Annotated in this window: 24 protein-coding genes; 15 read left to right on the forward strand and 9 right to left on the reverse strand. The window is 51.7% G+C overall.

Annotation, left to right across the window (positions count from 1 at the left end):
• The first annotated feature begins 7 nt into the window (after positions 1-7).
• A complete protein-coding gene (locus KNO58_RS06870; RefSeq protein WP_214752518.1) occupies positions 8-784 on the forward strand; it encodes a hypothetical protein in 777 nt (258 codons plus the stop codon).
• A gap of 115 nt (positions 785-899) precedes the next feature.
• Positions 900-1,805: a cation diffusion facilitator family transporter gene (locus KNO58_RS06875; RefSeq protein ID WP_214752521.1), complete on the forward strand. Its 906-nt coding sequence runs from the start codon at positions 900-902 to the stop codon at positions 1,803-1,805.
• Positions 1,806-1,846: 41 nt separating this feature from the next.
• On the opposite strand, the gene KNO58_RS06880 is transcribed toward KNO58_RS06875, so the two are convergent.
• The 3 genes from KNO58_RS06880 to KNO58_RS06890 all read right to left on the reverse strand — a co-directional run bounded on the left by KNO58_RS06880 (position 1,847) and on the right by KNO58_RS06890 (position 4,459).
• A complete protein-coding gene (locus KNO58_RS06880) occupies positions 1,847-2,986 on the reverse strand; it encodes a zinc-dependent alcohol dehydrogenase (protein WP_214752523.1) in 1,140 nt (379 codons plus the stop codon).
• 106 nt (positions 2,987-3,092) lie between these two features.
• Positions 3,093-3,950: a metallophosphoesterase gene (locus KNO58_RS06885; RefSeq protein WP_214752525.1), complete on the reverse strand. Its 858-nt coding sequence runs from the start codon at positions 3,948-3,950 to the stop codon at positions 3,093-3,095.
• A gap of 95 nt (positions 3,951-4,045) precedes the next feature.
• Positions 4,046-4,459 carry an organic hydroperoxide resistance protein gene (locus KNO58_RS06890; protein WP_214752528.1) on the reverse strand — a complete coding sequence of 138 codons (414 nt, stop codon included), beginning with the start codon at positions 4,457-4,459 and terminating at the stop codon, positions 4,046-4,048.
• Positions 4,460-4,577: 118 nt separating this feature from the next.
• On the opposite strand from KNO58_RS06890, the gene KNO58_RS06895 reads away from it, so the two are divergent.
• Both KNO58_RS06895 and KNO58_RS06900 read left to right on the forward strand, forming a co-directional pair.
• On the forward strand, positions 4,578-5,024 hold the full coding sequence (locus KNO58_RS06895; protein WP_214752530.1) for a MarR family winged helix-turn-helix transcriptional regulator: 447 nt from the start codon (positions 4,578-4,580) through the stop codon (positions 5,022-5,024).
• Between the two features lie 20 nt (positions 5,025-5,044).
• The gene (locus KNO58_RS06900) at positions 5,045-5,971 is read left to right on the forward strand and encodes a CAP domain-containing protein (protein WP_214752532.1); all 927 of its coding nucleotides are present in this window, start codon (positions 5,045-5,047) and stop codon (positions 5,969-5,971) included.
• Positions 5,972-6,014: 43 nt separating this feature from the next.
• Here the strand turns inward: KNO58_RS06900 and KNO58_RS06905 are convergent, their stop codons facing one another.
• Positions 6,015-6,488, reverse strand: a complete 474-nt coding sequence (locus KNO58_RS06905; RefSeq protein WP_214752535.1) for a glutathione peroxidase — start codon at positions 6,486-6,488, stop codon at positions 6,015-6,017.
• A 164-nt stretch (positions 6,489-6,652) separates the two neighbouring features.
• Between KNO58_RS06905 and KNO58_RS06910 the strand changes: the two genes are divergently transcribed.
• Both KNO58_RS06910 and KNO58_RS06915 read left to right on the forward strand, forming a co-directional pair.
• Positions 6,653-7,174, forward strand: a complete 522-nt coding sequence (locus KNO58_RS06910) for a VanZ family protein (protein ID WP_214752537.1) — start codon at positions 6,653-6,655, stop codon at positions 7,172-7,174.
• Positions 7,175-7,464: 290 nt separating this feature from the next.
• Positions 7,465-8,769 carry a murein hydrolase activator EnvC family protein gene (locus tag KNO58_RS06915; RefSeq protein WP_214752539.1) on the forward strand — a complete coding sequence of 435 codons (1,305 nt, stop codon included), beginning with the start codon at positions 7,465-7,467 and terminating at the stop codon, positions 8,767-8,769.
• 33 nt (positions 8,770-8,802) lie between these two features.
• Here the strand turns inward: KNO58_RS06915 and KNO58_RS06920 are convergent, their stop codons facing one another.
• The 3 genes from KNO58_RS06920 to KNO58_RS06930 all read right to left on the reverse strand — a co-directional run bounded on the left by KNO58_RS06920 (position 8,803) and on the right by KNO58_RS06930 (position 11,198).
• Complete coding sequence (locus KNO58_RS06920) at positions 8,803-9,009, reverse strand: hypothetical protein (protein ID WP_214752541.1); 207 nt, start codon at positions 9,007-9,009, stop codon at positions 8,803-8,805.
• Positions 9,010-9,051: 42 nt separating this feature from the next.
• Positions 9,052-9,897 carry a GNAT family N-acetyltransferase gene (locus tag KNO58_RS06925; RefSeq protein WP_214752543.1) on the reverse strand — a complete coding sequence of 282 codons (846 nt, stop codon included), beginning with the start codon at positions 9,895-9,897 and terminating at the stop codon, positions 9,052-9,054.
• Positions 9,898-9,983: 86 nt separating this feature from the next.
• Positions 9,984-11,198 (reverse strand): dicarboxylate/amino acid:cation symporter, encoded by a 1,215-nt coding sequence (locus KNO58_RS06930; RefSeq protein WP_214752545.1) that lies wholly within the window; start codon positions 11,196-11,198, stop codon positions 9,984-9,986.
• A gap of 211 nt (positions 11,199-11,409) precedes the next feature.
• Between KNO58_RS06930 and zapA the strand changes: the two genes are divergently transcribed.
• From zapA to KNO58_RS06965, 7 genes are all read left to right on the forward strand, one after another.
• Positions 11,410-11,631 carry a cell division protein ZapA gene (zapA, locus tag KNO58_RS15385; RefSeq protein ID WP_021066785.1) on the forward strand — a complete coding sequence of 74 codons (222 nt, stop codon included), beginning with the start codon at positions 11,410-11,412 and terminating at the stop codon, positions 11,629-11,631.
• An 8-nt stretch (positions 11,632-11,639) separates the two neighbouring features.
• Entirely contained in the window at positions 11,640-12,176 is a 537-nt protein-coding gene (locus KNO58_RS06940) for a CvpA family protein (protein WP_214752464.1), read from the forward strand.
• Between the two features lie 69 nt (positions 12,177-12,245).
• Positions 12,246-13,955 (forward strand): DNA polymerase/3'-5' exonuclease PolX, encoded by a 1,710-nt coding sequence (gene polX / locus KNO58_RS06945; RefSeq protein ID WP_214752547.1) that lies wholly within the window; start codon positions 12,246-12,248, stop codon positions 13,953-13,955.
• Positions 13,956-16,310: an endonuclease MutS2 gene (locus KNO58_RS06950; protein ID WP_214752549.1), complete on the forward strand. Its 2,355-nt coding sequence runs from the start codon at positions 13,956-13,958 to the stop codon at positions 16,308-16,310.
• A 13-nt stretch (positions 16,311-16,323) separates the two neighbouring features.
• Complete coding sequence (locus tag KNO58_RS06955) at positions 16,324-16,734, forward strand: DUF350 domain-containing protein (protein WP_251026135.1); 411 nt, start codon at positions 16,324-16,326, stop codon at positions 16,732-16,734.
• A gap of 253 nt (positions 16,735-16,987) precedes the next feature.
• Entirely contained in the window at positions 16,988-18,280 is a 1,293-nt protein-coding gene (locus KNO58_RS06960; protein ID WP_214752553.1) for a hypothetical protein, read from the forward strand.
• Between the two features lie 149 nt (positions 18,281-18,429).
• Positions 18,430-18,897, forward strand: a complete 468-nt coding sequence (locus KNO58_RS06965; protein WP_214752554.1) for a hypothetical protein — start codon at positions 18,430-18,432, stop codon at positions 18,895-18,897.
• Positions 18,898-19,074: 177 nt separating this feature from the next.
• On the opposite strand, the gene KNO58_RS06970 is transcribed toward KNO58_RS06965, so the two are convergent.
• Both KNO58_RS06970 and KNO58_RS06975 read right to left on the reverse strand, forming a co-directional pair.
• The gene (locus KNO58_RS06970) at positions 19,075-22,299 is read right to left on the reverse strand and encodes an ABC transporter permease (RefSeq protein WP_214752556.1); all 3,225 of its coding nucleotides are present in this window, start codon (positions 22,297-22,299) and stop codon (positions 19,075-19,077) included.
• Positions 22,292-22,984 (reverse strand): ABC transporter ATP-binding protein, encoded by a 693-nt coding sequence (locus KNO58_RS06975; RefSeq protein WP_214752558.1) that lies wholly within the window; start codon positions 22,982-22,984, stop codon positions 22,292-22,294. The genes KNO58_RS06970 and KNO58_RS06975 overlap by 8 nt, the downstream gene beginning before the upstream one ends.
• 209 nt (positions 22,985-23,193) lie before the next feature.
• Between KNO58_RS06975 and KNO58_RS06980 the strand changes: the two genes are divergently transcribed.
• Both KNO58_RS06980 and KNO58_RS06985 read left to right on the forward strand, forming a co-directional pair.
• A complete protein-coding gene (locus KNO58_RS06980; protein ID WP_214752561.1) occupies positions 23,194-23,763 on the forward strand; it encodes a class I SAM-dependent methyltransferase in 570 nt (189 codons plus the stop codon).
• Positions 23,764-23,828: 65 nt separating this feature from the next.
• The gene (locus KNO58_RS06985) at positions 23,829-24,032 is read left to right on the forward strand and encodes a hypothetical protein (RefSeq protein ID WP_021066795.1); all 204 of its coding nucleotides are present in this window, start codon (positions 23,829-23,831) and stop codon (positions 24,030-24,032) included.
• Positions 24,033-24,058 lie beyond the last annotated feature (26 nt).

Raw genomic sequence — 24,058 nt, forward strand, 5'->3', positions numbered from 1 at the left:
GAATCATATGAAAGAAGAAGTTCGGGCATCACGGGCCGCATCACGGAAACGGAAACGGCTATGGCAAACGGCGACGGTCATCGCATTGATCGCCTCACTCGTCGGCGTCATCGCCTTCGCGGCCCTCATGGACTCGAAGAAATCGGCATTGCCGGAGACGGACGATATCGCGACCGAGTCGGTCAATAGTGAAGCAGAGGCGACAGAAGAGACCGATGCGGAAGCAGAGGCCGATGAGTCGGCGGGAACGTACGTCTATATCGCGGCACCTTATACGAAAGTGTTCGCGGACGACAGGGTGACGGTCATTTATGAGGCCGACCTCGGGGACCGGTTCGAACAGCTCGAGTCCATCAGCGGTTTCGTCAAACTCCAATTGAACGAGCGGACGACCGGATGGGTGACGGAAGCGCAAGTGACAGGGGAAGCGACGAGCGTCTCGGACGACGATGTGACCGCAGCATGGAAGACCGTCGTCCCGACGGCAGATGAAGCGACACTCGACGTGCTCGGGCAAGACATCGACAGCGTCCGGGCCAAGCTCGGTGCCCCGAAAGCGATACAGCGTGACCAAGTGAACGCATACCATTTCTATGACGGCTTCTTCTTGATGGTACGTGACCAACAAGTGCGTGCGATTGACTGGGACCGCCAAGCGGTCGCGACGCCTGAAGTGACGGCGACGAGCAGTCAAAGCGCCGGCAGTTGGTATGAGGGTGAGACCCGCCAGTTGAAGTTGTTCCCGTATGACGGCGTCATGCGGGTCCGGATCGAACAGAAATAACGACAATCGTCGAGAGGACATCCCTTTCGGCGATTGTTTTTTAGGTATTCATTCAAATGAACGTTTGAATGTTTAAGGTGAAAGGTATAGAATAATAGAGAGAGGGGGCGACGCTATGGGCGCACATCATGATCATCACGGGCACGACCATCATCATACGACGAACCAACAGGCATTATTCTGGTCGTTCGTCCTGATTGCGACGTTCATGGTCGTCGAGGTCATCGGCGGAATCTGGACGAACAGTTTGGCGCTCTTGTCGGACGCGGGCCACATGCTCAGCGACGCGGCGGCACTCGGGCTCAGTTTTCTCGCCGTCCGGTTCGGGGCACGGCAAGCGACGCCGGAGCGGACGTTCGGCTATCGGCGCTTCGAGATTTTGGCGGCGTTCGTCAACGGCTTGACGTTGCTCGTCATTTCCATCTACATCATCATCGAGGCGTATCAGCGTTTGTTCGCACCGCCAGAGATTTTAAGCGGCGGCATGCTCACGGTCGCCATCATCGGGCTGCTCGTCAACGTGCTCGCGGCATGGCTACTCATGCGGGGTGAACGTGACAATTTGAACGTCCGCAGTGCGTTGTTGCACGTGTTCGGCGATTTGCTCGGCTCGGTCGGGGCCATCACGGCCGCATTGTTGATTATGGCGTTCGGTTGGACGCTCGCCGATCCAATTGCGAGCCTATTCGTCGCCGTACTCATCTTGATGAGCGGCTACCGGGTGACGCGGGAGGCGATTCACATCTTGATGGAAGGGACACCGAACCAAGTCGACGTCGTGGCGATGCAACGGGAGCTCGGAGGTGTGGCCGGTGTCAAAGAAGTCCATGACCTGCACGTCTGGTCGATTTCATCGAACGAACTCGCCGTCACGTGCCACGTCTTGATTGAGGCGGACACGGACGACCAGCGCGTCTTGCGTGACGTGACGGAACGAATCCGGCAGTTCGCCACGTTCGAGCGCTCGACCGTTCAAATCGAACGGGAGGCACAGTGCTGTGAGAAACGAACCATCTGGTAAACGAATGAGCGGTCCCTGACAGAAGTCGGGGACCGCTTTTCTTATGGCTTCAAGACGACCTTGACGCAGTCGTCCAAATGATCGTTGAACATCTTATAGGCGTCGGCCGCCTGCTCGAGCGGCAACCGGTGCGTGATGATGTCGGTCGGGTCGAACTTCTTGTCGACGATCATCTGGAACAGCTCAGGCATATAGTGGATGACCGGCGCTTGTCCCGTCCGGATGCTGACGTTGCGGGTGAAGAAGTCGCCGAGCGGGAACTGGTTATAGTTCATCGCGTAAATCCCGGTCAATTGCACCGTCCCAAACTTACGAACCGCTTCTTTGGCGACTTTGATGGCGCTGAGCGTGCCGCCTTGAACCATCAACTTTTGCTCGACTTTCTCAATCGGAGACATTTTGCCGTCGAAGCCGACACAGTCGATGACGACGTCAGCACCGCCGTTCGTGATCTCATAAATGTATTTGCCCGTATCGATCGGGTCTTTCATGAGAACGGTCTCAACGTTGTTCGACAGTTTGGCCCGGTTCAAGCGATACATTTCCGGGTCGACGGCGATGACGCGTTTCGCGCCTCGCACCCAGGCGAGCTTTTGCGTCATCAGGCCGACCGGTCCCGAACCAAGGACGACGACCGTGTCACCGGCCTTCATCCCGGAACTGTCCAAACTCCACCAAGCGGTCGGGATGACGTCGGAGAGGAAGAGGAGCGCCTCGTCGTCGAGCTCGCACGATTCGGGGATGACGAGCGGCATGAAATTGCCGTATGGCACTTTCAAATATTCGGCTTGGCCGCCCGGGTGGTTCCCGAACTGTTCGGTGAACCCGAAATAACCGCCCGCATCGGTATGCGGCGAATGGTTCGAGTTGTCGCACTGACTTTCCATCTCGTGCTCGCAGTAATAACAGTGTCCGCACGAGACGTTGAACGGTAAGACGACGCGGTCGCCTTTTTTCACTTTCGTCACGTCCGGCCCGACTTCCTCGACGATGCCCATCGGTTCATGTCCAATCACATAGCCGTGGCGGGTCGGCATATTGCCTAAGTAGATGTGCAAATCTGATCCGCAGATGGCCGTCGAGGTGATTTTGACGATAATCTCTTCCCGGTTCTCAATCTCCGGATCTTTCACGTCTTTGACCTCGATATTCTTCGCTCCTTGATAGGTGACAGCACGCATATGTTCACTTCCTCCTTTTTTCAAAAACAGGTAAGTCACAACAAGAGTACTGTACCCCTCCTTTACGCATGCGAACCGGATTTTTGGGGAAAATAGGAAAAGGGGCTCACTGAGGAGCCCCAGTCCCAGTGACGTCGATGACGACAATCTCCGGAGGGTTGAATACGCGCGGTACGCTGACGCTGTAGTTGAAGCCGCGCCCGATGACGTGGGTGAATGACTCGTGCTCGTACAGGCCGCCGGCATACTTCGGGAAGAAGCCCTGGTCCGGCGCGTACAGTCCGTTCAAGAGATACGGGATACGGACCTGACCGCCATGGGCGTGGCCCGACAAGACGAGGTCGAACGGTAGGGCGGCGTACGTCTCGACCTGTTCGGCCCGGTGTGACAACAATAGGCTGAACGCCGTCTCGGTGTCGACATCGCCGAGCGAGGTCAACGCCGTTTCTTCCCAGCTCGCATGAATATTTTCGGTATACGTCCGGAGTGGGTCTTCGAGCCCGCCGACGAGGATGTCGACACCGTTGACATTTACCGACGCCGTCTCATTCTCGAGCACCGTCACGCCGTAAGAGCGGAACACGTCTTTGACGTCGTGACGCACGAAATCGTCAGAGCCGTCAATCTCGTGGTTACCGGTCACGAAATACATCGGCGCGATGCCCTGCAAGCCTTCAATCAATTCGAAGGAGGCGTCGGGTGAGCGGAAGCGGTCGAGAATATCGCCGGGCAGGGCGATCAAATCCGGTTCCTGTTCCCGCACTTTGTCGATTAGAACGCGTTGGTCGTCGCCGTACGAGTAACCATGCAAATCGGACAATAGGACGACCCGGAACGATTGTCCCGACGCGAGCTTGTCCGATTCGACCGCGTAGTTCCGGACGGTCAGCCCGTTATAGAAAGCGGCGAGGAGGAACGCGACCCCGATGCCGATCGTCACATATTTGCGTTTGCCTTTGAACATCGTCCGCCTCCTCTCGATGAATCGTTCGTTTCTTCAGTTTACTCTGTTGATGCTCCGGACGCAAAAAAAAGCCCGCTCAGAAGCGGGCCATCGGATTATGCTGCTTTGGCTGTCAACTTGACGTCGACGTTGCCGCGTGTCGCTTTCGAGTACGGGCAAACTTCGTGTGCCGCTTCGACGAGACGTTCCGCCGTCGCTTGATCGACACCCTTAATTTCGACTTCGAGTTCGACCGAGATGAAGAAGCCTTCATCGTCTTGGTTGAGCGTCACGTGTCCTGTGACGTTCGTGCCGTCTGTTTTGATACGTTCTTTGCCGATGACGAGGTTCAAGGCGCTACCGAAACATGCCGCATAACCTGCTGCGAAGAGTTGCTCCGGGTTCGTCGCTTCGTCCGCGTGTTTAGAGCCAGGCATTGATACGTTCAAGTCGATGACGCCGTCCGTCGATGTGACGCGACCTTCGCGGCCACCGATTGCAGTTGCAGAAGCTGTGAATAATGGTTTCATGATTCAATTCCTCCATTTCGTTTTTAGGCAATTAAGTTGTGCACAATCTAATTATAGGGCAGTCAAACAGATAAGCAAATGATATGCTTGTCCTAAGACTATAGCCGGAGGACATTCTATGAAAAGTTCGTTAACATTAGAGCATCAAATCTGTTTTCAGCTCTATACCGCTTCAAAAGAGCTTACAAGACTATATCGCCCAATCTTGGCGCCGTTAAACCTGACATATAGCCAGTACTTGGTCATGCTCGTCTTATGGGAAGAGGACCATATCGATTTGAAGCAGCTCGGGGAGCGGCTCACGCTCGATTCGGGCACGTTGTCACCACTCGTCAAGCGGCTCATGCAACTCGACTACGTGGAGAAGGTACGGGCGACCGACGACGAGCGCCGTGTCCTGTTATCGCTCACACCGTCCGGGCGCGCACTGCGTGAGCAGGCAGAAGAGGTGCCGCTCAAAGTGAGTGGTATGCTGAATATAGATGAAGCGACGTATGTCGCTTATATGGAGATGCTCATCGACATCAAGGCACGACTGCGTGCGTTCGGTGAGCGAGAGGAGTAAGGTTTTCGAAAGGAGACGCGATGTTTCGTAAATTAGTGATTTTATTGCTCGCCATCGGCATGTATGCGGCCTGGAAATTTGAAGTGCCGAACGTGTCGGCGCCGACGAGCATTCAAGTGAAGTCGACGGAAGTGGCGGAGGAGCAGCAAGAACGCTCGACCGACGCCCCGCGTTTCACGAGCCAATATGCCGGGCACGACTGGTACTTGCTCGAGAAGAGCGGGGAACGCAGCCTCGAGTTGATTGATGCCGACGGGTCGAAGCAAGGCCAGTATCAGTTTGAGACGGGCAGCATCTTTGAAGGGCTCATCGTGGGCGAGACGACGCGACAACAAGTCGAACAGATCGGTTTCGATGAGGTCAAGTCATACAATAAAGGACTGAAACGTTATTTGATTCCCGACGACCCGTCGTTCAACGTCTATGCGATGGATGATGACTACGTGACGCTGTTCTTCGATCAGCATGACGACGACAAGCTGAAGGCCGTACTCACCGTCGACCGGGACGTCGAGGAGTCGAGTGACGGCTATTACGGCGACGTATCAGAAGACAATCTCGTCGCGAACGAACAGTTGATGCGGATGCTCATGAACTGGGACCGCCAGAAGTTCGGACTGTCGGCGCTCGCCGACTATGAACCGTTGTTGCCGGTCGTCCGCGCCCATAGTGAGAACATGGCCCGGAACAACTTCTTCAGCCATACCGACCCCGAGGGCCGCGATCCGTTCGAGCGGATGAACGAGGCCGGGATTGCTTACTCCCTCGCCGGTGAGAACTTGGCGATGGGACAGATGAGCGTCTTCCATGCCCACTGGGGATTGATGAACTCGCTCGGCCACCGGGAGAATATCTTGAAAAATGGCTTCACCCACGTGTCGGTCGGCCTCGTCTACAATGAGGAGTCGAGTCCGTTCTACACGATCAACTTCATCACACCGCGTTGACAAAAAGGATGGCCCGCCGAATTACGGCGGACCATCCTTTGACTTATAACAGGCGCTTGACGGCCGTCTCGATCTCGTCCGGCGTCGTCTGCGGCGAGAACCGTTCGATGACGTTGCCGTTCCGGTCGACGAGGAACTTCGTGAAGTTCCATTTGATCGCCTTTGAGCCGAGCAGGCCCGGTGCTTCTTTCGATAAGTATTGGAAGAGCGGGTGGGCGTCCTTGCCGTTCACGTCGACTTTGGCGAACATCGGGAACGTCACGCCGTAGTTCAATTGACAGAACTCGTTGATTTCCTCGTTCGATCCCGGGTCTTGATTGCCGAACTGGTTGCACGGGAAGCCGAGGATATGGAACCCTTGGCCGTGCAAACGTTCGTATAGCTTCTCGAGTCCGTCGAGTTGCGGGGTGAAGCCGCATTTGCTCGCCGTGTTGACGATTAACAGGACGTCCCCCTCGTATTTAGATAGCGGTTGGAGCTTGCCGCTCATGTCGGCCGCTTCATATTGATAAATCATGTCTCATTTCCCCCTTTTTCTTTTTATTATATCAAGCGCGATTTCGAGACACGACTTTGAATCGGTCGTCCGCAATCAAATTGTCATCAAATGATGAAGTCGTTGTTACAATGAAACATGATGGACGGCGTATAATGAGACTCGTTGTAGAAAGGAAAGGTGTCATGTACATATTGAAAAATGAATTTATATGGATCGGTTTGATCCTGATTGGCTTATTCTTCTCGAGCGCGACCCCGTATTCGGACCAAAGTATCGTCTCACCGCTCGAACGCATTAATTGGACGTGGGCCGAGCCGGTCCTCTCGACCGTCGATTTCGAGTATGCCGGGGGACCGGTATCGCTTGAGGCGAAAGGCAGCGTCGGCTTGATCGAGTTCTTGATTCGGAAAGCGGCGCACTTCACCGTCTTCTTTGCACTCGGGGCACTCCTCGTCAAAGCGGTCTCGCGCACGCGACTCCATCCTGGGCTGACACTATTGTTCGCCTGGGCACTCGCGAACACGGTCGCCATCTTCGATGAGTTCCATCAAAGTTTGACGCCGGAACGGACGCCGCTCATTCAAGACGTCCTGCTCGATAGTTTCGGTGCCGCCTGCGGCATCCTCCTCATCGGCGGATTTCTACTATTCAAACAAGGCCGTCATAAACGGTCGCGGTCAGGGTTCGTGGCCCCAAGGTGGTAAAAAAATCATATAGGTAGTTATTTGAAAAGCGCTTTCATGAAGTGCTTTTCTTTTTTATTTATAACGTTTGTGTGACAAGAAAAATTTCGAAATCCTTTAATACCCCCATTTTTAAACGGATAAAACCTAAATTAGGTCAATGTAACGGGAATGAAATATAAGTGTAAAATAACTTTAGGTTTAGATTGCTATAATGAGTCTCAGAGCGATATCGGAATTCGCCTTTTAACTTATAACTTATGCGATCTATTTTATATAGAAATTCAGAGAACTCAGCGGAGGGAAGCACATTGGTTAACTTGAAGAAACTTGCAGCAACCGTCACTTTAGGAGCTATTCTCATTAGCGGCACGACACCTGGCTATGCAGCGTCACTTACGGACAAGCAAAAAAAGGTGCAGCAGCAACAACAACAGAATAACAGTGAACAGAGCAAAGCGAACGCCTCGATCAAAAAACGTGAACAGGCGATCAGCAAAGAGCAGCAAGAAATCAACAAGTTAGACGCTGAACTCCAAGACGTCATCAGCGACGTCGCGCAAAAGAAAGCTGAGATTCGTGCAACACAACAAAAAATTGCAGCCCTTCAAAAGCAGATTAAACAATATGAAGCGAAAATGAAGGCGCAAGAAGAGCTCATGAAAGAGCGCATGGCCACGATGCAAAAAAATGGCGGCGGCTCAATCGACTGGGCAGAGTTCATCTTCGGATCGAAAGACTTCGGTGACTTGCTCACACGCATGATCACGGCGGGTACGATTCAAGAGAACGACAAACAAATCTTCGAAGAGTATCAAGCGACGAAAGAAAAATTGGCTGCAGCGCAAGCTGAATTGAAAGCCGAGCGCGATGCTCTCGTGAAACAAAAAGAAGAACTCGAACAACGTCAAAAGACGCTCAACCAAAAAATGAAAGAGCGCGCAGCGAAGATTAAGAAACTCAACGCTGAGAAAGTGAAGTTCGAATCGAAATTGATGAGCCTCCAAGAAATGGAGTCAACACTCAAAGCGCAAGAGAAAGCCATCAAGGCTGAAATGGAAGCACAACGTCGTGCGGCCGAAGAAGCGAAACGTGCGGCAGCGGCAGCAGCGGCTGCGAAGAAAAAACAAGCGACAAACACTGGCGCTAGCGCGGCAAGCACGCCGACAGCGTCGGCAGCGGCATCTTCTGTGCCGGCAAGCGGCGGCATGTTCCAACGTCCTTCAGGCGGTAGCCTCACACAGGGATGGGGACCAGCTAGCGGTGCGAACGGCTACACGTTCCACAATGGAATTGACTTGGCAGCACCAGTTGGCACACCAATCAATGCAGCCCAAACAGGCACGGTCACGACAGCTGGATGGGGTGGCGCTTACGGGAACCACGTCATCATCACGCACGTCTTGAACGGTCAAGTATGGACGACTGTATATGCACACATGAGCTCGGTATCGGTATCGGCCGGCCAACGTGTGACACAAGGTCAACATATCGGCGGCATGGGTAGCACAGGGAACTCGACTGGCTCACACTTGCACTTCGAAATCCACCGTGGTGGTTACTCGTACTCTTCTTCGAGCGCGGGCAACACGGTCAACCCAGCTTCATTCTTCTAAGCCTATACAAAAAGTGATCGACGAACGCGTCGATCACTTTTTTGTTGCCTTATACGCGATAAAGGTCAAGAGAGCGGCCCCGATGACGCTCAGCCAGAGCGTCTCCCAGTTCGGGTCGTCGAGCATGCTCCGCCCGCCGAGGAACACCATATAGCCGATCACGGCGAGCGTGACGACCGTCAAGGCGGTCAAGCGGACCCGGCGCGGGATGCGTTGCCACCAACCGAATAATCTGTTCATCAAAAATCGCCTCCACCTACAGTATAGGGGAGGCGCATCAAATCAGCTAGGCAATCGAATCCACGCCGAAGTGAAGATTTTTTGATAGCCGACTTCTTTGTAAATCTTGTTCGATGTCGGGTTGCTCAAATCCGTATAGAGCGTACAATATTGTTTCGACGTCAAGAGCTCCCGGCTCAACTCGGCGACGAGCGAGCGGGCATAGCCGCGCTTACGAAGCGCTTTTGGCGTGTAGACGAACGAGACGGTGACGCCGTTCGCGGTCTCGCGCGACTTTTTCGCACACGAGACAACCTTGCCGTCGACTTCCCAGACGTACACTTCTTGATTCTCGAGCATCGTCGCTATCTTTTGTGTCGCGTCCGTCTTCGACGAGACAGGCAAACCGGTTTCCTTTTCGAACGCGCTGTACGCTTTCACGAGGAACGTCATATCGTCCTCGGTCGCCCGTCGCATCGATCCTTCTGACAGTTGGATGTCGTTGACGTGATCAAGACGATACAGTCCTTGCTCCATGAAGACTTTCGGCTCTCGCGCCGTCAGGATATACCAGAGCGTGTAGAAGTTCATCGCTAAATCGGCTTGCGAGACGACCTCGGTGAAGGGGATATCCCCATTCAACAGTTCAGGCACGAGCAAACGAAGGACGTCATCCTCTCGCTCGAGCTTCACGAGCACATAGTTGAGCGGATGAGGCGGCGTCACTTGAAGGATTGCGAGCACCTCACCGTCCTCTTCGACGGTCAGTTGATGATACGTCTCGTAGCGGCCTTGCTTGATGGCATCGAGCACGCCAATCATCAAGCTGTTCTCGGCCTCATGTTCGAGCAGGTAGGGCATGACACGTTCTTCAAATCCGGATAGGTCGTTCCAACGAATCAGTTCCATATGAACACCCTTTCATCGTATGTATACAAAACGGGCAAACCTGATGGCTTGCCCGTTTTTTTCATTCTATCAAATTATAGACAGGATTACGCGATTTCCTCGCGCGCTTTCGCATCGTCGAGCAATTTTGTGTTGCGCTTGAAGTAATGGACGATTTTGGCGATGGCCCCGTCTCCCGTGACGTTCGTCGCCGTACCGAAGCTATCTTGTGCCAAGTAGAGGGCGATGACGAGACTTTGCATCGTCGCATCGAACCCGAGAATCGAGCCGAACAATCCGAGTGAGGCCATGACGGCTCCACCTGGTACGCCTGGTGCCGCGATCATCGTCACGCCGAGGGCGAGGATGAACGGGAGCACGATGGCGAATGACATCGGCATACCGTTCAAGTACATGAGAGCGACACCGACCGATGTGAGCGTGATCGTCGATCCTGACAAGTGGATGGTCGCACAGAGCGGCACCACGAAGTTGGCGACGCCTTCGTCCGTGTTGTTCGCTTTCGCCTGACGAAGTGTGACCGGGATTGTCGCCGCTGACGACTGTGTCCCGATAGCTGTGAAGTAAGCTGGCATCATCGTCTTCAAGAGACGGAGCGGGTTCTCTTTGTTGAGGCCCCCTGCAATCGAGTATTGAATCAAGAGCATCGTCATGTGAAGGACGATGATCGTGACGAAGACGAGCGAGAACACCGAGAGAATCTCAGCGACTTGTCCGGCATACGTCATGTTCATGAAAATTCCGGCGATGTGAATCGGTAATAGTGGAATGATGACTTTGCTGATCAGTAGTTCAATGATATCGCGGAAATCCATAGCTAGGTCGAGCGAGCGCTTGCTTTCGATGGCGGCAATCCCGATGCCGATGACGAAGGCGAGAATGAGCGCCGTCATGACGCCGAATACCGGTGGAATCTCGAATTCGATGAAGCCTTTCAAGAGGGCTTCTTCCGGGTTTTCAGCTGACGTGTTGCTGCGTGCCAAGATTTGCGGGAATAAGTTGCTCGTTGTGAAGTAAGCGAGCGTCCCGGCGACGACTGTAGAGATGTAGGCGATGGCGGCCGTCAAACCGACCAATTTCCCAGCGCCTTTTCCAAGTTCCCCGATTCCTGGAATGATGAAAGCGAGAATGATCAGTGGGATGGCGAAGCCTAAGAACTGCCCAAAGACGGTGTTGAACGTGACAAACGTTCGGACAATCCAGTTCTGGCTTTCTGGTACGATGCTACCGAGTAGAATCCCGAATGCGATAGCGATGATGATGCGACCTAGAAGGCCAATACGTAATTTCAAAAAAATCATCCTCTCTTAATGTTTGAATTGTTGCTATTTTCGCACATTTAGTGACGTGTTGCCACCCTATCTTTCATTTTCCAACGAAGATTGACGTTTGACAACTTTGAAATAGGGTATCACAAAATGTTGGAGTGGAAAAGGGAGGGACCTTCTTCTTTTCCTAATATACAAACGATGTTATGATTAATTTTGAATAGACGTAAAGGAGGGGTGACGCGTGCAGGTACAACGAACAACGATCCATATCGCGGGTCAGGACTATACGATCGTCAGCGAAGAGCCGGCCGATCATGTGAGGGAAGTGGGCTTTCTGGTCGATAGCAAGATCCGTGAGATTCGTGAACAGTCCCCTCATCTAGACGCTCGTCAGGCAGCGGTGCTCGCCGCTATCCAAATCGCGAGTGATCACGTCAAAACTAAACGAAATACGGGAGAATAAATCACTTTATGGTTACTCTACTTATACTGTTTTTCTTGTTCATCGGAATCGTTAACGGATTCCGTCGCGGGGCGATTTTGCAACTCGGCCATTGGGTCGCGCTCATCATCAGCTTCCTCGTCGCCAATGCCTACTACCGTGATCTTGCCGAAGCGTTCAAGCTATGGATTCCATATCCGTCGCAACTCGACGGCTCGCTTCCGGAAGGTGTCATCGATTTAAACGCACTGACAGGACTCGAGATGACGTTCTATAACGTCTTCTGGTTCGTCGTCTTGTTCGTCATCACGAAGCTCGTCTTGCATCTCATCCTATCGATGCTCGACTTCTTGACGGACTTGCCGATCTTGCGTCAATTGAAAGGAATCATCGGAGCGGTCCTCGGCTTCTTCGAGGCGTACGTGATCACGTTCTTCATTTTGTGGGTCATCGCGTTCGTACCGATGGCAAGCGTCCAAAGCGCCGTCGACAACTCGTCGCTCGCGACGTACATCATTCAAGACACGCCATATCTCTCTGAATGGTTCTCGAATAAGATGTTGTAACACGACAGGCCGGAATGCAAGCTAGTGCTTGTGTCTCGGCCTTTTCTGTATGGAAAAGGGGGAAGCACGATGAATAAAGTCGAAGCGATGATGCTGCTAGAGAAAATCGCGCAATATATGGAGATTAAAGGGGAGAACCCGTTCAAAATCAACGCCTTCCGCAAAGCCGCGACGGCGCTCGAGAACACGGAACTCGAACTCGAGGACATCGAAGATTTGACGACAATCGCGGGAATCGGCAAAGGGACGGCCGCCGTCCTCGAAGAATGGCGGGACACGGGACGCAGTGAAGTGCTCGAGTCACTCCAAGAAGAGATTCCGTACGGTCTCATGAAACTGCTCAAAATCCAAGGACTCGGCGGCAAGAAGCTCGCCAAGCTCCGTGAGGTCGGCGTCGTCGACCTCGAGACGCTCATCACCGTATTAGAGGACGGAACGGCCGCGAGCCTGCCTGGCTTCGGCGCCAAGAGCGTCGAGAAGTTGCTCACGGCGGCCCGGAACCTCGAGTCACGCCCGGAACGCCTCGCGTACGCCATGATGCGTCCGGTCGTCGAAGAGATTGAAGCGGTGCTCGAAGCCGAGCCGCTCGTCTTGCGCCATTCGGTCGGCGGCAGTTTCCGCCGCGCCGAGGAGACGTGTAAAGACCTCGACTTCATCATCGCGACCGAAGAGCCTGTCGCCCTCCGTGACAAGCTGCTCGCCCTCCCGTTCATCAATGAGGTGATCGCGGCCGGCGAGACGAAAGTATCACTCGTCCTCGAACGTGAGGAGATGGTGTCGGTCGACTTCCGCATGGTCGAACCGGGCGCCTTCGCCGCGACACTGCATCACTTCACCGGCTCGAAAGACCATAACGTGCGCATGCGCCAGCTCGCCAAAGCGAAGGGTGAGTCGATTTCCGAGTACGGCGTCGAGACGGCGGACGGCCTCTGGCAACCGGAGACGGAAGCCGAGTTGTTCGAACGTTACGGGCTGCCGTTCATCCCGCCGGAGCTCCGGGCCGGAAACGCAGAGTTCGAGCACGACCTCTCGAAGCTCGTCACGCTCGACGACATCAGGGCCGACGCCCATATGCACACGGTCTGGTCGGATGGGAAGCTGACGGTCGACGAACTCGTCGCAGCGATGAAAGTGCGAGGCTATGAGTGGATTGCCATCACCGACCACGGCAAATACATGTCGTTCGTCAACGGCTTGACCGAGGAACGGCTCGAGGCGCAAGGGGAAGAGATTCTCGCCGCCGCCAAAAAGCACGATATGCACGTCCTGCGCGGTGTCGAGATGGACATCCGCCCGGACGGGACGCTCGACTATGAGCCTGAGTTCTTGGCGACACTCGACTACGTCGTCGCCTCGATTCACTCGAAGATGGACCAATCCGTCGACGAGATTATGGCTCGGCTCGAGAACGCCTGCCGCTCGCCGTACGTCAACGTCATCGCCCATCCGACCGGTCGCCTCATCGGGCGCCGTGACGGGTATCCGATCGACGAGGAGCGCTTGATCGCCCTCGCGAAAGAGACGGGGACGGCGCTCGAGTTGAACGCGAACCCGAACCGGCTCGACTTGACAGCCTCGACGCTTAAGAAAGCGAAGGCGGCCGGCGTTAAACTGATGATCAACACCGACACGCACCACCCTGATATGATGGAAGATATGGCACTCGGCGTCCTGCACGCCCGGAAAGCCTATCTCGAACCGTCAGACATCATCAACTGCCTCTCGTTCGAGGACGCCAAGGCGTTCATCGACGCGAAGCGACAGAAAGGAACATGCTAGATGGATCACGCGTTACGCGTTTTAGAATATGAAAAACTCCGCCAGCAGCTCGCCGCCCACGCCGCGAGCTCGCTCGGAAAAGAACGGGCGCTCAACATGCAGCCCGACTATACGTACGACCGGGTATTGTCGAACTTGAACGTCACCCGCGAGGCGACCGAGGTCGTAAGGCTCCGGGACCGTCTCCCGCTCGGTGGACTGACCGACGTCCGCAGTGAAGTGAAACGGGCCGCCATCGGCTCGGTCCTCTCGACGAGCGAACTGCTCGCCGTCGCCGCCGTCATGTACAGCGGCCGCCAAGTGAAGAACTTCTTCGAGAAGCTTCACGAGGACAATGAAGACCTCCGCATCCCGCGTCTCGACGAGTATGCCGAGCGTTTGACGAAACTAATCGAGGTCGAACAGACAATCCGTCAGGCCATCGACGACCAAGGCACGGTCCAAGATTCGGCGAGCGACCGTCTCCGCGGTCTCCGGACCCAGCTCCGTAGCTTCGAGGGCAGCGTCCGCTCACGGATTGACAACATCCTCCGCAACAATGCGAAGATGCTGTCGGACGCCATCGTCACGATTCGGAACGACCGCTACGTCGTCCCGGTCAAGATGGAGTACCGCCAAGCGTTCGGCGGGATCGTCCACGACCAATCGGCATCGGGCCAGACGCTCTTCATCGAGCCACAGGCGATCGTGTCGATCAACAACGAGATTCAAGAAGTACGCTTGAAAGAGCGCGCCGAAATCGACCGCATCTTGAGCGAACTGTCGGACCTCGTCGGCGGTGTCGCCGATTCGGTCGTGACGAACCTCGACGTGCTCGCCACGCTCGACTTCGTGTTCGCGAAAGTCGCTTACGGCCATCAGCTCAAAGCGACGGAACCGAAACTGAACGACGAGCGAGAAATCAAGTTGAAACAGGCGCGCCATCCGTTCATCCCGCAAGACGAGGTCGTGCCGATCACGGTCGAGCTCGGTGAGGCGTTCACATCGCTCGTCATCACCGGACCGAACACCGGCGGGAAGACGGTCACGCTCAAGACGCTCGGACTGCTCCAATTGATGGTGCAGTCAGGTCTGTACGTGCCGGCCGAATTCGGGACGGAGCTGTCCGTCTTTGACGCCATCTATGCCGATATCGGCGACGAGCAGTCAATCGAGCAGAGCCTCTCGACATTCAGCTCGCACATGACGAACATCGTCAGCATGCTCGACAAGATTGACTTCATGTCACTCGTCCTATTCGATGAGCTTGGTGCCGGGACCGACCCGCAAGAAGGGGCGGCCCTTGCCATCGCCATCCTTGACGAAGTGAAACGTCGCGGCGCCCGTGTGGCGGCGACGACGCACTACTCGGAACTGAAGGCGTACGCCTATAACCGCGAAGGCGTCATGAACGCCTCGATGGAGTTCGATATCGAATCGCTCAGCCCGACGTATCGTCTATTGATTGGCGTACCGGGACGTTCGAACGCGTTCGAGATTAGCCGACGTCTCGGCTTATCGGAACAGGTCATCGACAAGGCGCGGAGCCACGTTGGTACCGACGCCGAGTCGGTCGAATCGATGATCAATGAGCTCGAGGCGGCCAAGCATCGCGCCGAGCAACTCGAGAAAGAATTGATCGTCAAACGCCACGACCTCGAAGAAGAGCAGGCTGCGTTCGAAGCGAAGCTGACCGATTTCGAGCGCGAGCGCGACACGATGTACGGTGAAGCCGAGGCCCGTGCCGAGAAGGCAGTCGAACAGGCGAAGCGCCAGGCAAACGAAGTCATCGACCGCTTGAAGAAGCTGCGTGAGGAAGGCATCATCAAAGAGCACGAGATTATCGCCGCGAAGAAACAGCTCGAATCGGCGAAACCGACGCTCCAAGACAAAAAGATCCAAAAAGTGAAACAAAAAGCGCAACAGAAACGTACGTTCAGTAAAGGCGAAGAAGTGAAAGTGACGACGTTCAACCAAAAGGGCTATATCGTCAAGCAATTGAACGATAACGAGTACAACGTCCAAGTCGGGATTATGAAAGTGAACGTCAAAGCGGACGACCTTCAAAAGATCGGCCCGTCGAAAGAGCAGTCGCTCCAGTCGAAAGGCAGCTCGCTCAAACGTCAGAGCTCGACGAAGTCGGAACTCGACTTGCGCGGCGTCCGGGTCGAAGAAGGGCTTTCCCGCCTCGACAAATATATCGACGAGGCACTCGTGTCCGGGTATGACAACGTCCGCATCATCCACGGTCTTGGGACCGGGGCGATGCGCCAAGCGACGCAGGAGTATCTGAAAGGACATCGTCACGTGAAGAGTCAGCGCCCCGGGGGGATGGGGGAAGGCGGACTCGGTGTCACGGTCGTCGAGCTGAAGTGAGGGTATGATGATAATGGGGAACGTAACGTTCGGTGTATTGCTTGAGTCGCTCGGTCTGTATACGATTGCCGGGCTCATGATTGTCGTCGGTCTCGCCATCTTCGAGGTGACGACACCGTACAGCAATTGGCGCGAGATTCAAAAAGGAAATATTGCCGTCGCACTCGCGACCGGCGGGAAAATCGTCGGTCTCGCCAATATCTTCCGCGTCGTCGAGAGCCATCACGATCAGACGATGGACGTGTTGGTCGGCGGGAGCTTCGGCTTCTTGCTCTTGTTGGTGACGTATTGGCTATTCGAATTTTTGACGCCGTCGCTCAAAGTGAACGAGGAGATCGGGAAAGGGAATATCGCCGTCGGCTTGATGGCGTTCCTGCTCTCGATTGGGGTCTCGCTCGTCGTTGGTGCGGCGTTGGTGAGGTGAAGACATGGTATATGAGAGACTAGCGAAGATTCTCTTCATCGGGGCCGGCCTGTTTTTAGTGGCAGCGGCACTGTGGTTTATCTTTTATTAAGACTAAAGTTAAAAAAGACTGCATTCTTCTACACTGATTGCAGTTTTTTATTTATAAAATTTCATAAATTATTTATATGAAGATTCTATTTTTGGAATCTATAGGATATTTAAAATAGGTATGTGGTAAAATATATTAAAAAATAAATGGATGTGTATACTAATGAGATTAACGGTTTCTCAAGTATTTGGTGTGAGTAAAGATATGGTTCTTAGTTACATTGAAAGAGATCAAGTAGACGCAAAATTTAAAGAAGCATTAGAGGGAGACAAACATATCATTGTTTATGGTTCTTCTAAACAAGGCAAATCTGCACTCAGAAGAAAGCATCTCTCTGAGGAAAAAGAGATATTAATACAATGCGGTCCCCAACATAACACAGCAGACATCTATGCATCGATTCTACGGCAATTTGAAATTCTTTTAGAAACTTCTTCATCAGAAAAAACAATTAAAGCCGGTGAGGCAAATGCAGGAATTAAAGTAAAGGTTAAAGTTCCTTTTTTAGGTGAAGGTGATGGGAGTTTAGGAATTAAAGGTTCGGATGCTGTCGAAAAAGTAATAAATTATAAGTCAATTGATATTAATTTAGAGTTAGCTCAAGATATTGGAGAAGTAATTCATATTACAAAAAGAGATAAAGTAATTGTGTTAGAAAACTTCCATTATTTAAGTGATGAGGTTCAACGTAAATTAGCCTTTGATTTACGTTCATTTCAAGAAATAGGAATAAGATTTATTATTTTAGGAATATGGCGTGAGCGAAATCGGCTAAATCAATTTAATGGAGATTTAGTTGACAGAATAGTAGAGATACCTGTTGAGCCTTGGGAGGATAAAGATTTTGATCAAGTTATTAATAAAGGCGTTAATCAATTAAACATTCGTTTTTCTGATGAAGTGAAACGTCGAATTATCGAGGTCTCTTTTGGGAATATCGGTATTGTGCAAGAAATTTGTAAGCAATTCTGTATTTCTTCTAAAGTGATAGGTAAAACTGAAAATTGTTTAATATTAGAGGATATAGAAATATTAGAGGAAGCGATTGGTATTAAGGTAGAGAGTTATACTTCGAGACATCTTAGAGCGCTTGAAAGTATAGCTGACGCTAGTCGTCTTTATGAAAGAGGTCTTTTTTTACCCTATTACATAGTAAAAGTTATTCTTGAAACAGACATTGAAGATTTAAAACAAGGAATTCAAAGACAAGAACTACATTCGAAAATTAAAGATGTACATTACAGATCAGAAGATGTTAGACCTGGTGATATGACAAATTTATTACATGGGCTCGGGGTCCTTCAGAATAAAAAGTCAGTTGTCCCACCACTTTTTGATTATGATATTACAAATCGACGGCTTCGAATTATCGATTCAACACTATTCTTTTTCTTAAAGTTTACTGATAAACAAATTATATTAGATGAGATACCAAATCCAACTGAATACTTATAATAGCTTGAAAATAAAAGTTTTATAAAAAAATCCTAAATTCAAAATTTAATTAATATAATCTTAGCTGTTATATGGTAAAGAAAAAGTATATTAAGTTATTTTGAATGTTATATAGAATATAATAAATTAATGAAAAAAGGAAAAAGTACATGAACTTAGGGAACACTCTCTCAATAATTGCTATAATTTTAGTAATTCCATTAGGGGTTATAACTAATTTAGTAACACCTAGAATTGTAAACTTTTATTCAAATTACTCTGAAAGAAGTAGAGTAAAACGAGTTAGTAATTTAATGCATGAGTTGAACGAAAGAAGAAAACTAAAGGAAAATTTAAGCAAACTAATTTCATTTGGCTTAATTAGTGTTTTACGTATACTTTTATTATCAACTATATCGGCATTTTTTCTCTATCTATTCCAATATTTTTCACTAATATCTTCGCAATTACAGAACGGTTTATTGCCAATGATTTATGCTATGAGTATGTTAATAAATTATTATATCGCGATATTAGCAACACGTGATTTTAAAGTTTTGAATCAAGTTTATGAATTTGAAAAGTTCGAAGCTAAGCTTAAAAAAAATATTAATCGTCTTGAAAAAAATAAGAACTAGCTAAAATATTCAAATTGAGAGAATGATACATTATTTATCTAATTATTTTAATGAAAAATTCTAAAGAAAATAGAGGTTGTTCCGACTCACGTCAGGACAACCCCTATTTTTTATTTTTTTGTTTAAATAGAGAGAATTTCTTAATGCTTTCCCTCAAATCAAACGACTTTGTTTCATTTACGGCACATCAATTTTAACGGTATACACTTTCGGCATGGCGCCACTTGAAGCATACAAGACGAGCGTTTTCTCTTTCTCTGGAACGAGGAAGACTAAATCGATTTCGGATTTCTCGCCTGCGAAATAGCGAAAACCGTTTTTGAACGCTTTTTTGTTGTGGTTGACCATATCGATTGGATTATATTTTTTCCCGTCTGGCGTGTACATGCGGAACCCGTTCGGTCGATAGTCCATAGTGCCACCATATCCATCATCCTCATGAAAGAGAGAGAGGGGCAGACTGACGAATCGTTTTCCAGCTTCCGGTTCGGTCCCATCCGGTGAGGCGAAGACAGGCTGTCCGACTTGGAATTCACGTTTCTTCATTTGTGGATCACCGATAAACGTTTGGAACGTACCGAGGTTCATGATTTTTTGGAGGTCATCTTCTTTTGGTGTGGTAGCTTTGGCTTCTTTCGGTTTATCCGCTTTTAAATCAGCTTGTTTCGCACCGGTCGTCTGTGCGGTCGGAGCTGGTGTCGTCTTCGCGTCTTCCGTCACCGGTTTGACTTCTGGTGACGTGAAGACGAACAAGCTGATGATTCCGACGACGAGTGCCGTCGCGGTCGTCCCGAGCACGAGACGGAATCGTTTTTCGACTTTCTTCTGGTTGACGACGTGCCCGCCGATAGCTTCCGCCGGTGTGATCCGGACGGCGCGTTCGGCAGGCAACAAGGCTCCGAGGACACCGGTGACGACCGGAATGAGGATGGTCGCGAACAAGAACGGTAACTCGGACGTCGGGAACTGTTGGTACATGACGGTGACGATGATGATGGTCACGGTCACGCCGAGCAGCCCGGCGAAGAAACCGGTCAACGCGCCTTCCGTCAAGACGAGGCGACGGATGGACGTGTTCTGCCAACCGAGCGCTTTCAAGACAGCGAGCTGTGGCTTGCGCTCCGAGACGTTTTGCCACATGATTTCAGTCGTCGTCAGCATCGCGATGAGTAACGCGACCCCCATGGCGACGTAATGCATTGTCCCGACTTCAAGGGCGACGAACTCGCCGATCCATGTCGTATACAAGACGCCTTGAAGGCGGAATGTGACGAATAGGAAGAAACCGAACAGACTCGTCGGTAAGGCGATGGCGAGAATCGACAACGTCGTCCGCGGCCAATACGTCACGAGCTGGTTCAAACTCATGCCGACGCTCGAGCGAGAGCGGAGCAGGCGGCGCCCTTTCGATACTTCTCCTGACTGCATCGTCTCATACGGTTTGATTTTCTGGACGAGTCGAATCGGGATGAGCGTCCCGAGCCAGTAAATCAACAGACCGGCCAAACCAATCAACAGGATGCGCGTAATCGACGTCGAGCCGGCTGCCGTCCAAAGGAATGTCCCGAGAATCATCCATGAGATGAGCGCGACCATCGAACCGAGAATCGTCGCTTCGAGGAACAACAGCTTCGACAGTTGGCTCGGCCGCCAACCGAGCGATAACAGAATGGCAAACTCTTTCTTCCGCGCGTACAGCATGATGATGTTCGAGCTGAATACGTACAGCATCGCGACGAGGATGACGCTCGCGACGACGCCAGAGAAGCCGAGTTTCGCTTCTTGGAAAATCGTAATCGACGATCCGAGTTTAATCCATGGCTGTTGAATCCAGCCGAGCGCGCTCGAATCTTTGAGTCCAGGCAGATACGTCACGGCATACTGTGGAGACGAGCCGAGCGTGACGTCCGTGATGAGACCGGTCTTGTCTTCAATCTCTTTGGCGACCGCTTGAAGCTTCGCCTCACTCTCTTCGTTTAAGACGTCCACGCCTTTCACGTTGACGCGAATCGCAGAGATTGCTTTGTCGCCGGCGATGGCGAATGCGGCGTCGAGTGTCGTCAACATCGAAGGTGGCTTTGTGAGAAAGCTGTACGGGTTGTTCGTCGGCTTGACGGTCGTCGGTGGGTTGACCGGCTCATCCTTCGAGTTCATGACCCATTCGGCACTGGCCGGGAAATACGTTTCCATCGGTAGTTCCGTCAGCGGGTCTTTCGACAGCTTTAGTTTCGAAGGGTCGAATAATCCGATGTAGTTATATCTCACTTTTGGTGCATCGTTGATGTCTTCCGCGTATAAATTAGACTTGCGATACATACTTTCTTGACCAAAAGCTACACGACCCTCAGCGAGGAACGGCTTGATTTGATACGAATATGGCCACCGTTTCGGGAACGGGCTCGTCACGCCTTCATAGACGAGTGGCGACGCCTTCTCCGCAATCCACGTATATTCCATGGTGAGACGAGGATCTTGTGGCTGCGGTTTCCCTTCTAAAATGTGTTTTGTGATATTGTCGTGCATTTGTTGCGCTGTAAAGTCGTATGAGGCGACTGTTGTCCCTTTCAAGCTATCTAGATACTCGTCTTTCCCTTTCTCGAGATAGGTTTGGATAAAGGCTTCTTGATCGCTTGTATCGACATCGATTTCTTCGATGGTGTAGTTGATCGAGGCATCGACGTAGTCTTTTGTACTCATCAAAATCGGGATTGTCGTGACTTCTTCATCGTAAGGCTCTGGGGCATCCTCTTCATTGAAGTAACGACTGAACTCTGTCGCTTGTACGGCATCGTCTAACCCGACGAGTTTCGCTTCGGCGACCGGGTCAATCCCGGCGAGCATGACATCGCTTCCGTAATCGAGTGGGAATTCTTCATACAGGGCGGTCGGACCGATGCCGATGTGGGTCGAATCGCCGTTCGGCATCCAGCCGACCCAAAAGTAGGCTTTCAAGTCTTGGAAGTCATTGATTTTTTCAATGCCCGTATCGATGAGTGTGTTCATCTTGAGGCGATAAAGACCAGCTTTATCAAACGTATGCGTTTGGGTGAACGAACTCGAATAAGTCGAGCCAATCATCGCGATCGGTGCCGCGACATCGACGTCGGCAATCTGTTGAATCGTCTCATATTGCTCGCGCGTGATCCCGCCTTCGAGCCCGCTCATATAGTTCGGTTCGAGCAGATTCAAATCCTCGGTCACGCTGCGGCTGCCTTCCGGCCGGACGACGATGTGATACGACGAGTCCCAACGTTTTTGGAGCTCGTTGACGACCGTCCCGTTGTTCGCCTGCGTCACACCGAGAAGATAACTGAGCCCGGTACTGACGATGAGCATCCCGACCATGAGCAGGATGAACCGTTCCTTATTCCGCCACCATGAGTTCCAGATGAACTTAAGCATGATGGACGTCGCTCATGGCGACGACCTGCCCGTCGCGCATCTCGATTTTTCGGTTCGCCCGGTCGGCGAGCTCCGGGTCGTGCGTGACGAACAATACGCCACAGCCGTTGTCCCGATTCAGACGTGTCAACAAGTCGAAGATGATATCACCCGTATGGGTGTCGAGGTTCCCGGTCGGCTCATCCGCGAGTAGCCACTTCGGACGGTGGATGAGGGCGCGGGCGACGGCGACGCGTTGTTGCTGACCGCCGGACAGTTGCGACGGCAGTGAGTTCGCCTTGTCGCTCAAGCCGACTTCTTTCAACAGTTCGAGTGCACGTTGTTCGCCGTCATAATCGACTTTCCGTCCGAACAGTGGTGCCATGACGTTCTCGAGCGCGGTCAACGTCGGGATCAAGTGGAACTGTTGGAAGATGAATCCGATGTTGTCGAAGCGGAAGTCGGCGAGCTGTTTTGCGGACAAGGTTGAGATCGGTTCGCCGTTGAATAAGAGTGTGCCGTCGGTCGGACGATCGAGCGTGCCAATCAAGCTGAGCAGTGTCGACTTACCCGAACCGGACGGACCGATAATCGAGATGAAATCGCCGTGGGTGAAGTGAAGGTTCACATCTTCGAGCGCGAGCGTCGCGATGTCGCCGTTATCAAACCGTTTCGTCAGGTGTTTGCATTCAAAATCATAGGCCATTGGAAGCTTCCTCTCTTGGTGGGATGAAATAGTCATTATTAAATATGTAAGAACACGTAATTTTCTGACTATTTATCATAGTGTAAAGGAAAAACTTTCCTGTTGAAAGCTGAGAAAATTTTCGTCTTGGTTTTGAGAGGAGTATGGGACGGAATGGGGAAAAGAGTGTAAGAGAGATTACTGAGCCGGGTGGAAGGGGGATGTGATGATTGAATGAAACACAGAAGGATATCAAGCTGGTGATTGGTGCCGGGGAATACAACAACAATCCAGGTTGGCTTCATACGCAAGAGGAAGAACTGAATGTGTGGGATGAGACGACGTGGCAACATCGATTCGAATCAAATTCAATCATGGCGATTCTGGCTGAACACGTCTGGGAACACCTGACGTATGAAGAAGGAGTAGCGGCAGCGAGAATTTGTTTTACCTATTTGAAGCCTTCGGGCTACATTCGCTGTGCAGTGCCGGATGGATATTTTCCGGATGAATCGTATCAAAACATTGTTCAAGTCGGCGGACCTGGTCCGAAAGACCATTCGGCCGCCAGTCACAAAATCGTTTATGCGTATCACACGATGATCGATTTGTTTGAAAGTGCGGGCTTTGAGGTTGACCTGCTTGAATACTGCGATGAGGACGGAACATTCCATCAACAGGATTGGGATGGAGTCGATGGCGTCATCTTTCGTTCCAAGAAGTACGATCCCCGAAACCAAGGGGAATGCCTTGCTTTCCCTTCACTCATCATTGATGCGAGAAAGCCAGAGAATAGTTAATGGGACGTCTCAAATTGGGAAAAGAGATAAGGAAGCATGGAATTGAGTGAAGGGGAGTGGACACGATGAAACAGTTTGAAATTGAGTTCCATATGATCAACGATGAGGTGTTGACGCAAGTGGTGGAGGCGGAGAGTCGTTATGCGGCGCTCGAATCGATTTATCAGTCGTTCCGTCATGCGACGGACGGGTTCGTCCAGTTCGAGGACGAGTGGATCATCTTCCTCGACCATGTCGTCTATGTGAAGGCGTTTGAGATTGTGGAATGAGCATAATAGTATTCAAATAATTAATT

The sequence above is a fragment of the Exiguobacterium sp. J17977 genome (assembly GCF_018616375.1).
In the GTDB taxonomy this organism is placed as follows: domain Bacteria; phylum Bacillota; class Bacilli; order Exiguobacteriales; family Exiguobacteriaceae; genus Exiguobacterium; species Exiguobacterium mexicanum.

Coding starts and splice junctions, on each gene's coding strand:
- KNO58_RS06985 (WP_021066795.1), top strand. CDS start 23,829: ATGAAACAGTTTGAAATTGAGTTCCATATGATCAACGATGAGGTGTTG.
- KNO58_RS06925 (WP_214752543.1), bottom strand. CDS start 9,897: ATGGAACTGATTCGTTGGAACGACCTATCCGGATTTGAAGAACGTGTC.
- KNO58_RS06975 (WP_214752558.1), bottom strand. CDS start 22,984: ATGGCCTATGATTTTGAATGCAAACACCTGACGAAACGGTTTGATAAC.
- KNO58_RS06875 (WP_214752521.1), top strand. CDS start 900: ATGGGCGCACATCATGATCATCACGGGCACGACCATCATCATACGACG.
- KNO58_RS06950 (WP_214752549.1), top strand. CDS start 13,956: ATGGATCACGCGTTACGCGTTTTAGAATATGAAAAACTCCGCCAGCAG.
- KNO58_RS06910 (WP_214752537.1), top strand. CDS start 6,653: ATGTACATATTGAAAAATGAATTTATATGGATCGGTTTGATCCTGATT.
- KNO58_RS06890 (WP_214752528.1), bottom strand. CDS start 4,459: ATGAAACCATTATTCACAGCTTCTGCAACTGCAATCGGTGGCCGCGAA.
- KNO58_RS06965 (WP_214752554.1), top strand. CDS start 18,430: ATGAACTTAGGGAACACTCTCTCAATAATTGCTATAATTTTAGTAATT.
- KNO58_RS06940 (WP_214752464.1), top strand. CDS start 11,640: ATGGTTACTCTACTTATACTGTTTTTCTTGTTCATCGGAATCGTTAAC.
- KNO58_RS06930 (WP_214752545.1), bottom strand. CDS start 11,198: ATGATTTTTTTGAAATTACGTATTGGCCTTCTAGGTCGCATCATCATC.
- KNO58_RS06970 (WP_214752556.1), bottom strand. CDS start 22,299: ATGCTTAAGTTCATCTGGAACTCATGGTGGCGGAATAAGGAACGGTTC.
- KNO58_RS06960 (WP_214752553.1), top strand. CDS start 16,988: ATGAGATTAACGGTTTCTCAAGTATTTGGTGTGAGTAAAGATATGGTT.
- KNO58_RS06880 (WP_214752523.1), bottom strand. CDS start 2,986: ATGCGTGCTGTCACCTATCAAGGAGCGAAGAATATCGAGGTCAAAGAC.
- KNO58_RS06885 (WP_214752525.1), bottom strand. CDS start 3,950: ATGTTCAAAGGCAAACGCAAATATGTGACGATCGGCATCGGGGTCGCG.
- KNO58_RS06870 (WP_214752518.1), top strand. CDS start 8: ATGAAAGAAGAAGTTCGGGCATCACGGGCCGCATCACGGAAACGGAAA.
- KNO58_RS06920 (WP_214752541.1), bottom strand. CDS start 9,009: ATGAACAGATTATTCGGTTGGTGGCAACGCATCCCGCGCCGGGTCCGC.
- KNO58_RS06955 (WP_251026135.1), top strand. CDS start 16,324: ATGGGGAACGTAACGTTCGGTGTATTGCTTGAGTCGCTCGGTCTGTAT.
- KNO58_RS06900 (WP_214752532.1), top strand. CDS start 5,045: ATGTTTCGTAAATTAGTGATTTTATTGCTCGCCATCGGCATGTATGCG.
- KNO58_RS06895 (WP_214752530.1), top strand. CDS start 4,578: ATGAAAAGTTCGTTAACATTAGAGCATCAAATCTGTTTTCAGCTCTAT.
- KNO58_RS06905 (WP_214752535.1), bottom strand. CDS start 6,488: ATGATTTATCAATATGAAGCGGCCGACATGAGCGGCAAGCTCCAACCG.
- polX (WP_214752547.1), top strand. CDS start 12,246: ATGAATAAAGTCGAAGCGATGATGCTGCTAGAGAAAATCGCGCAATAT.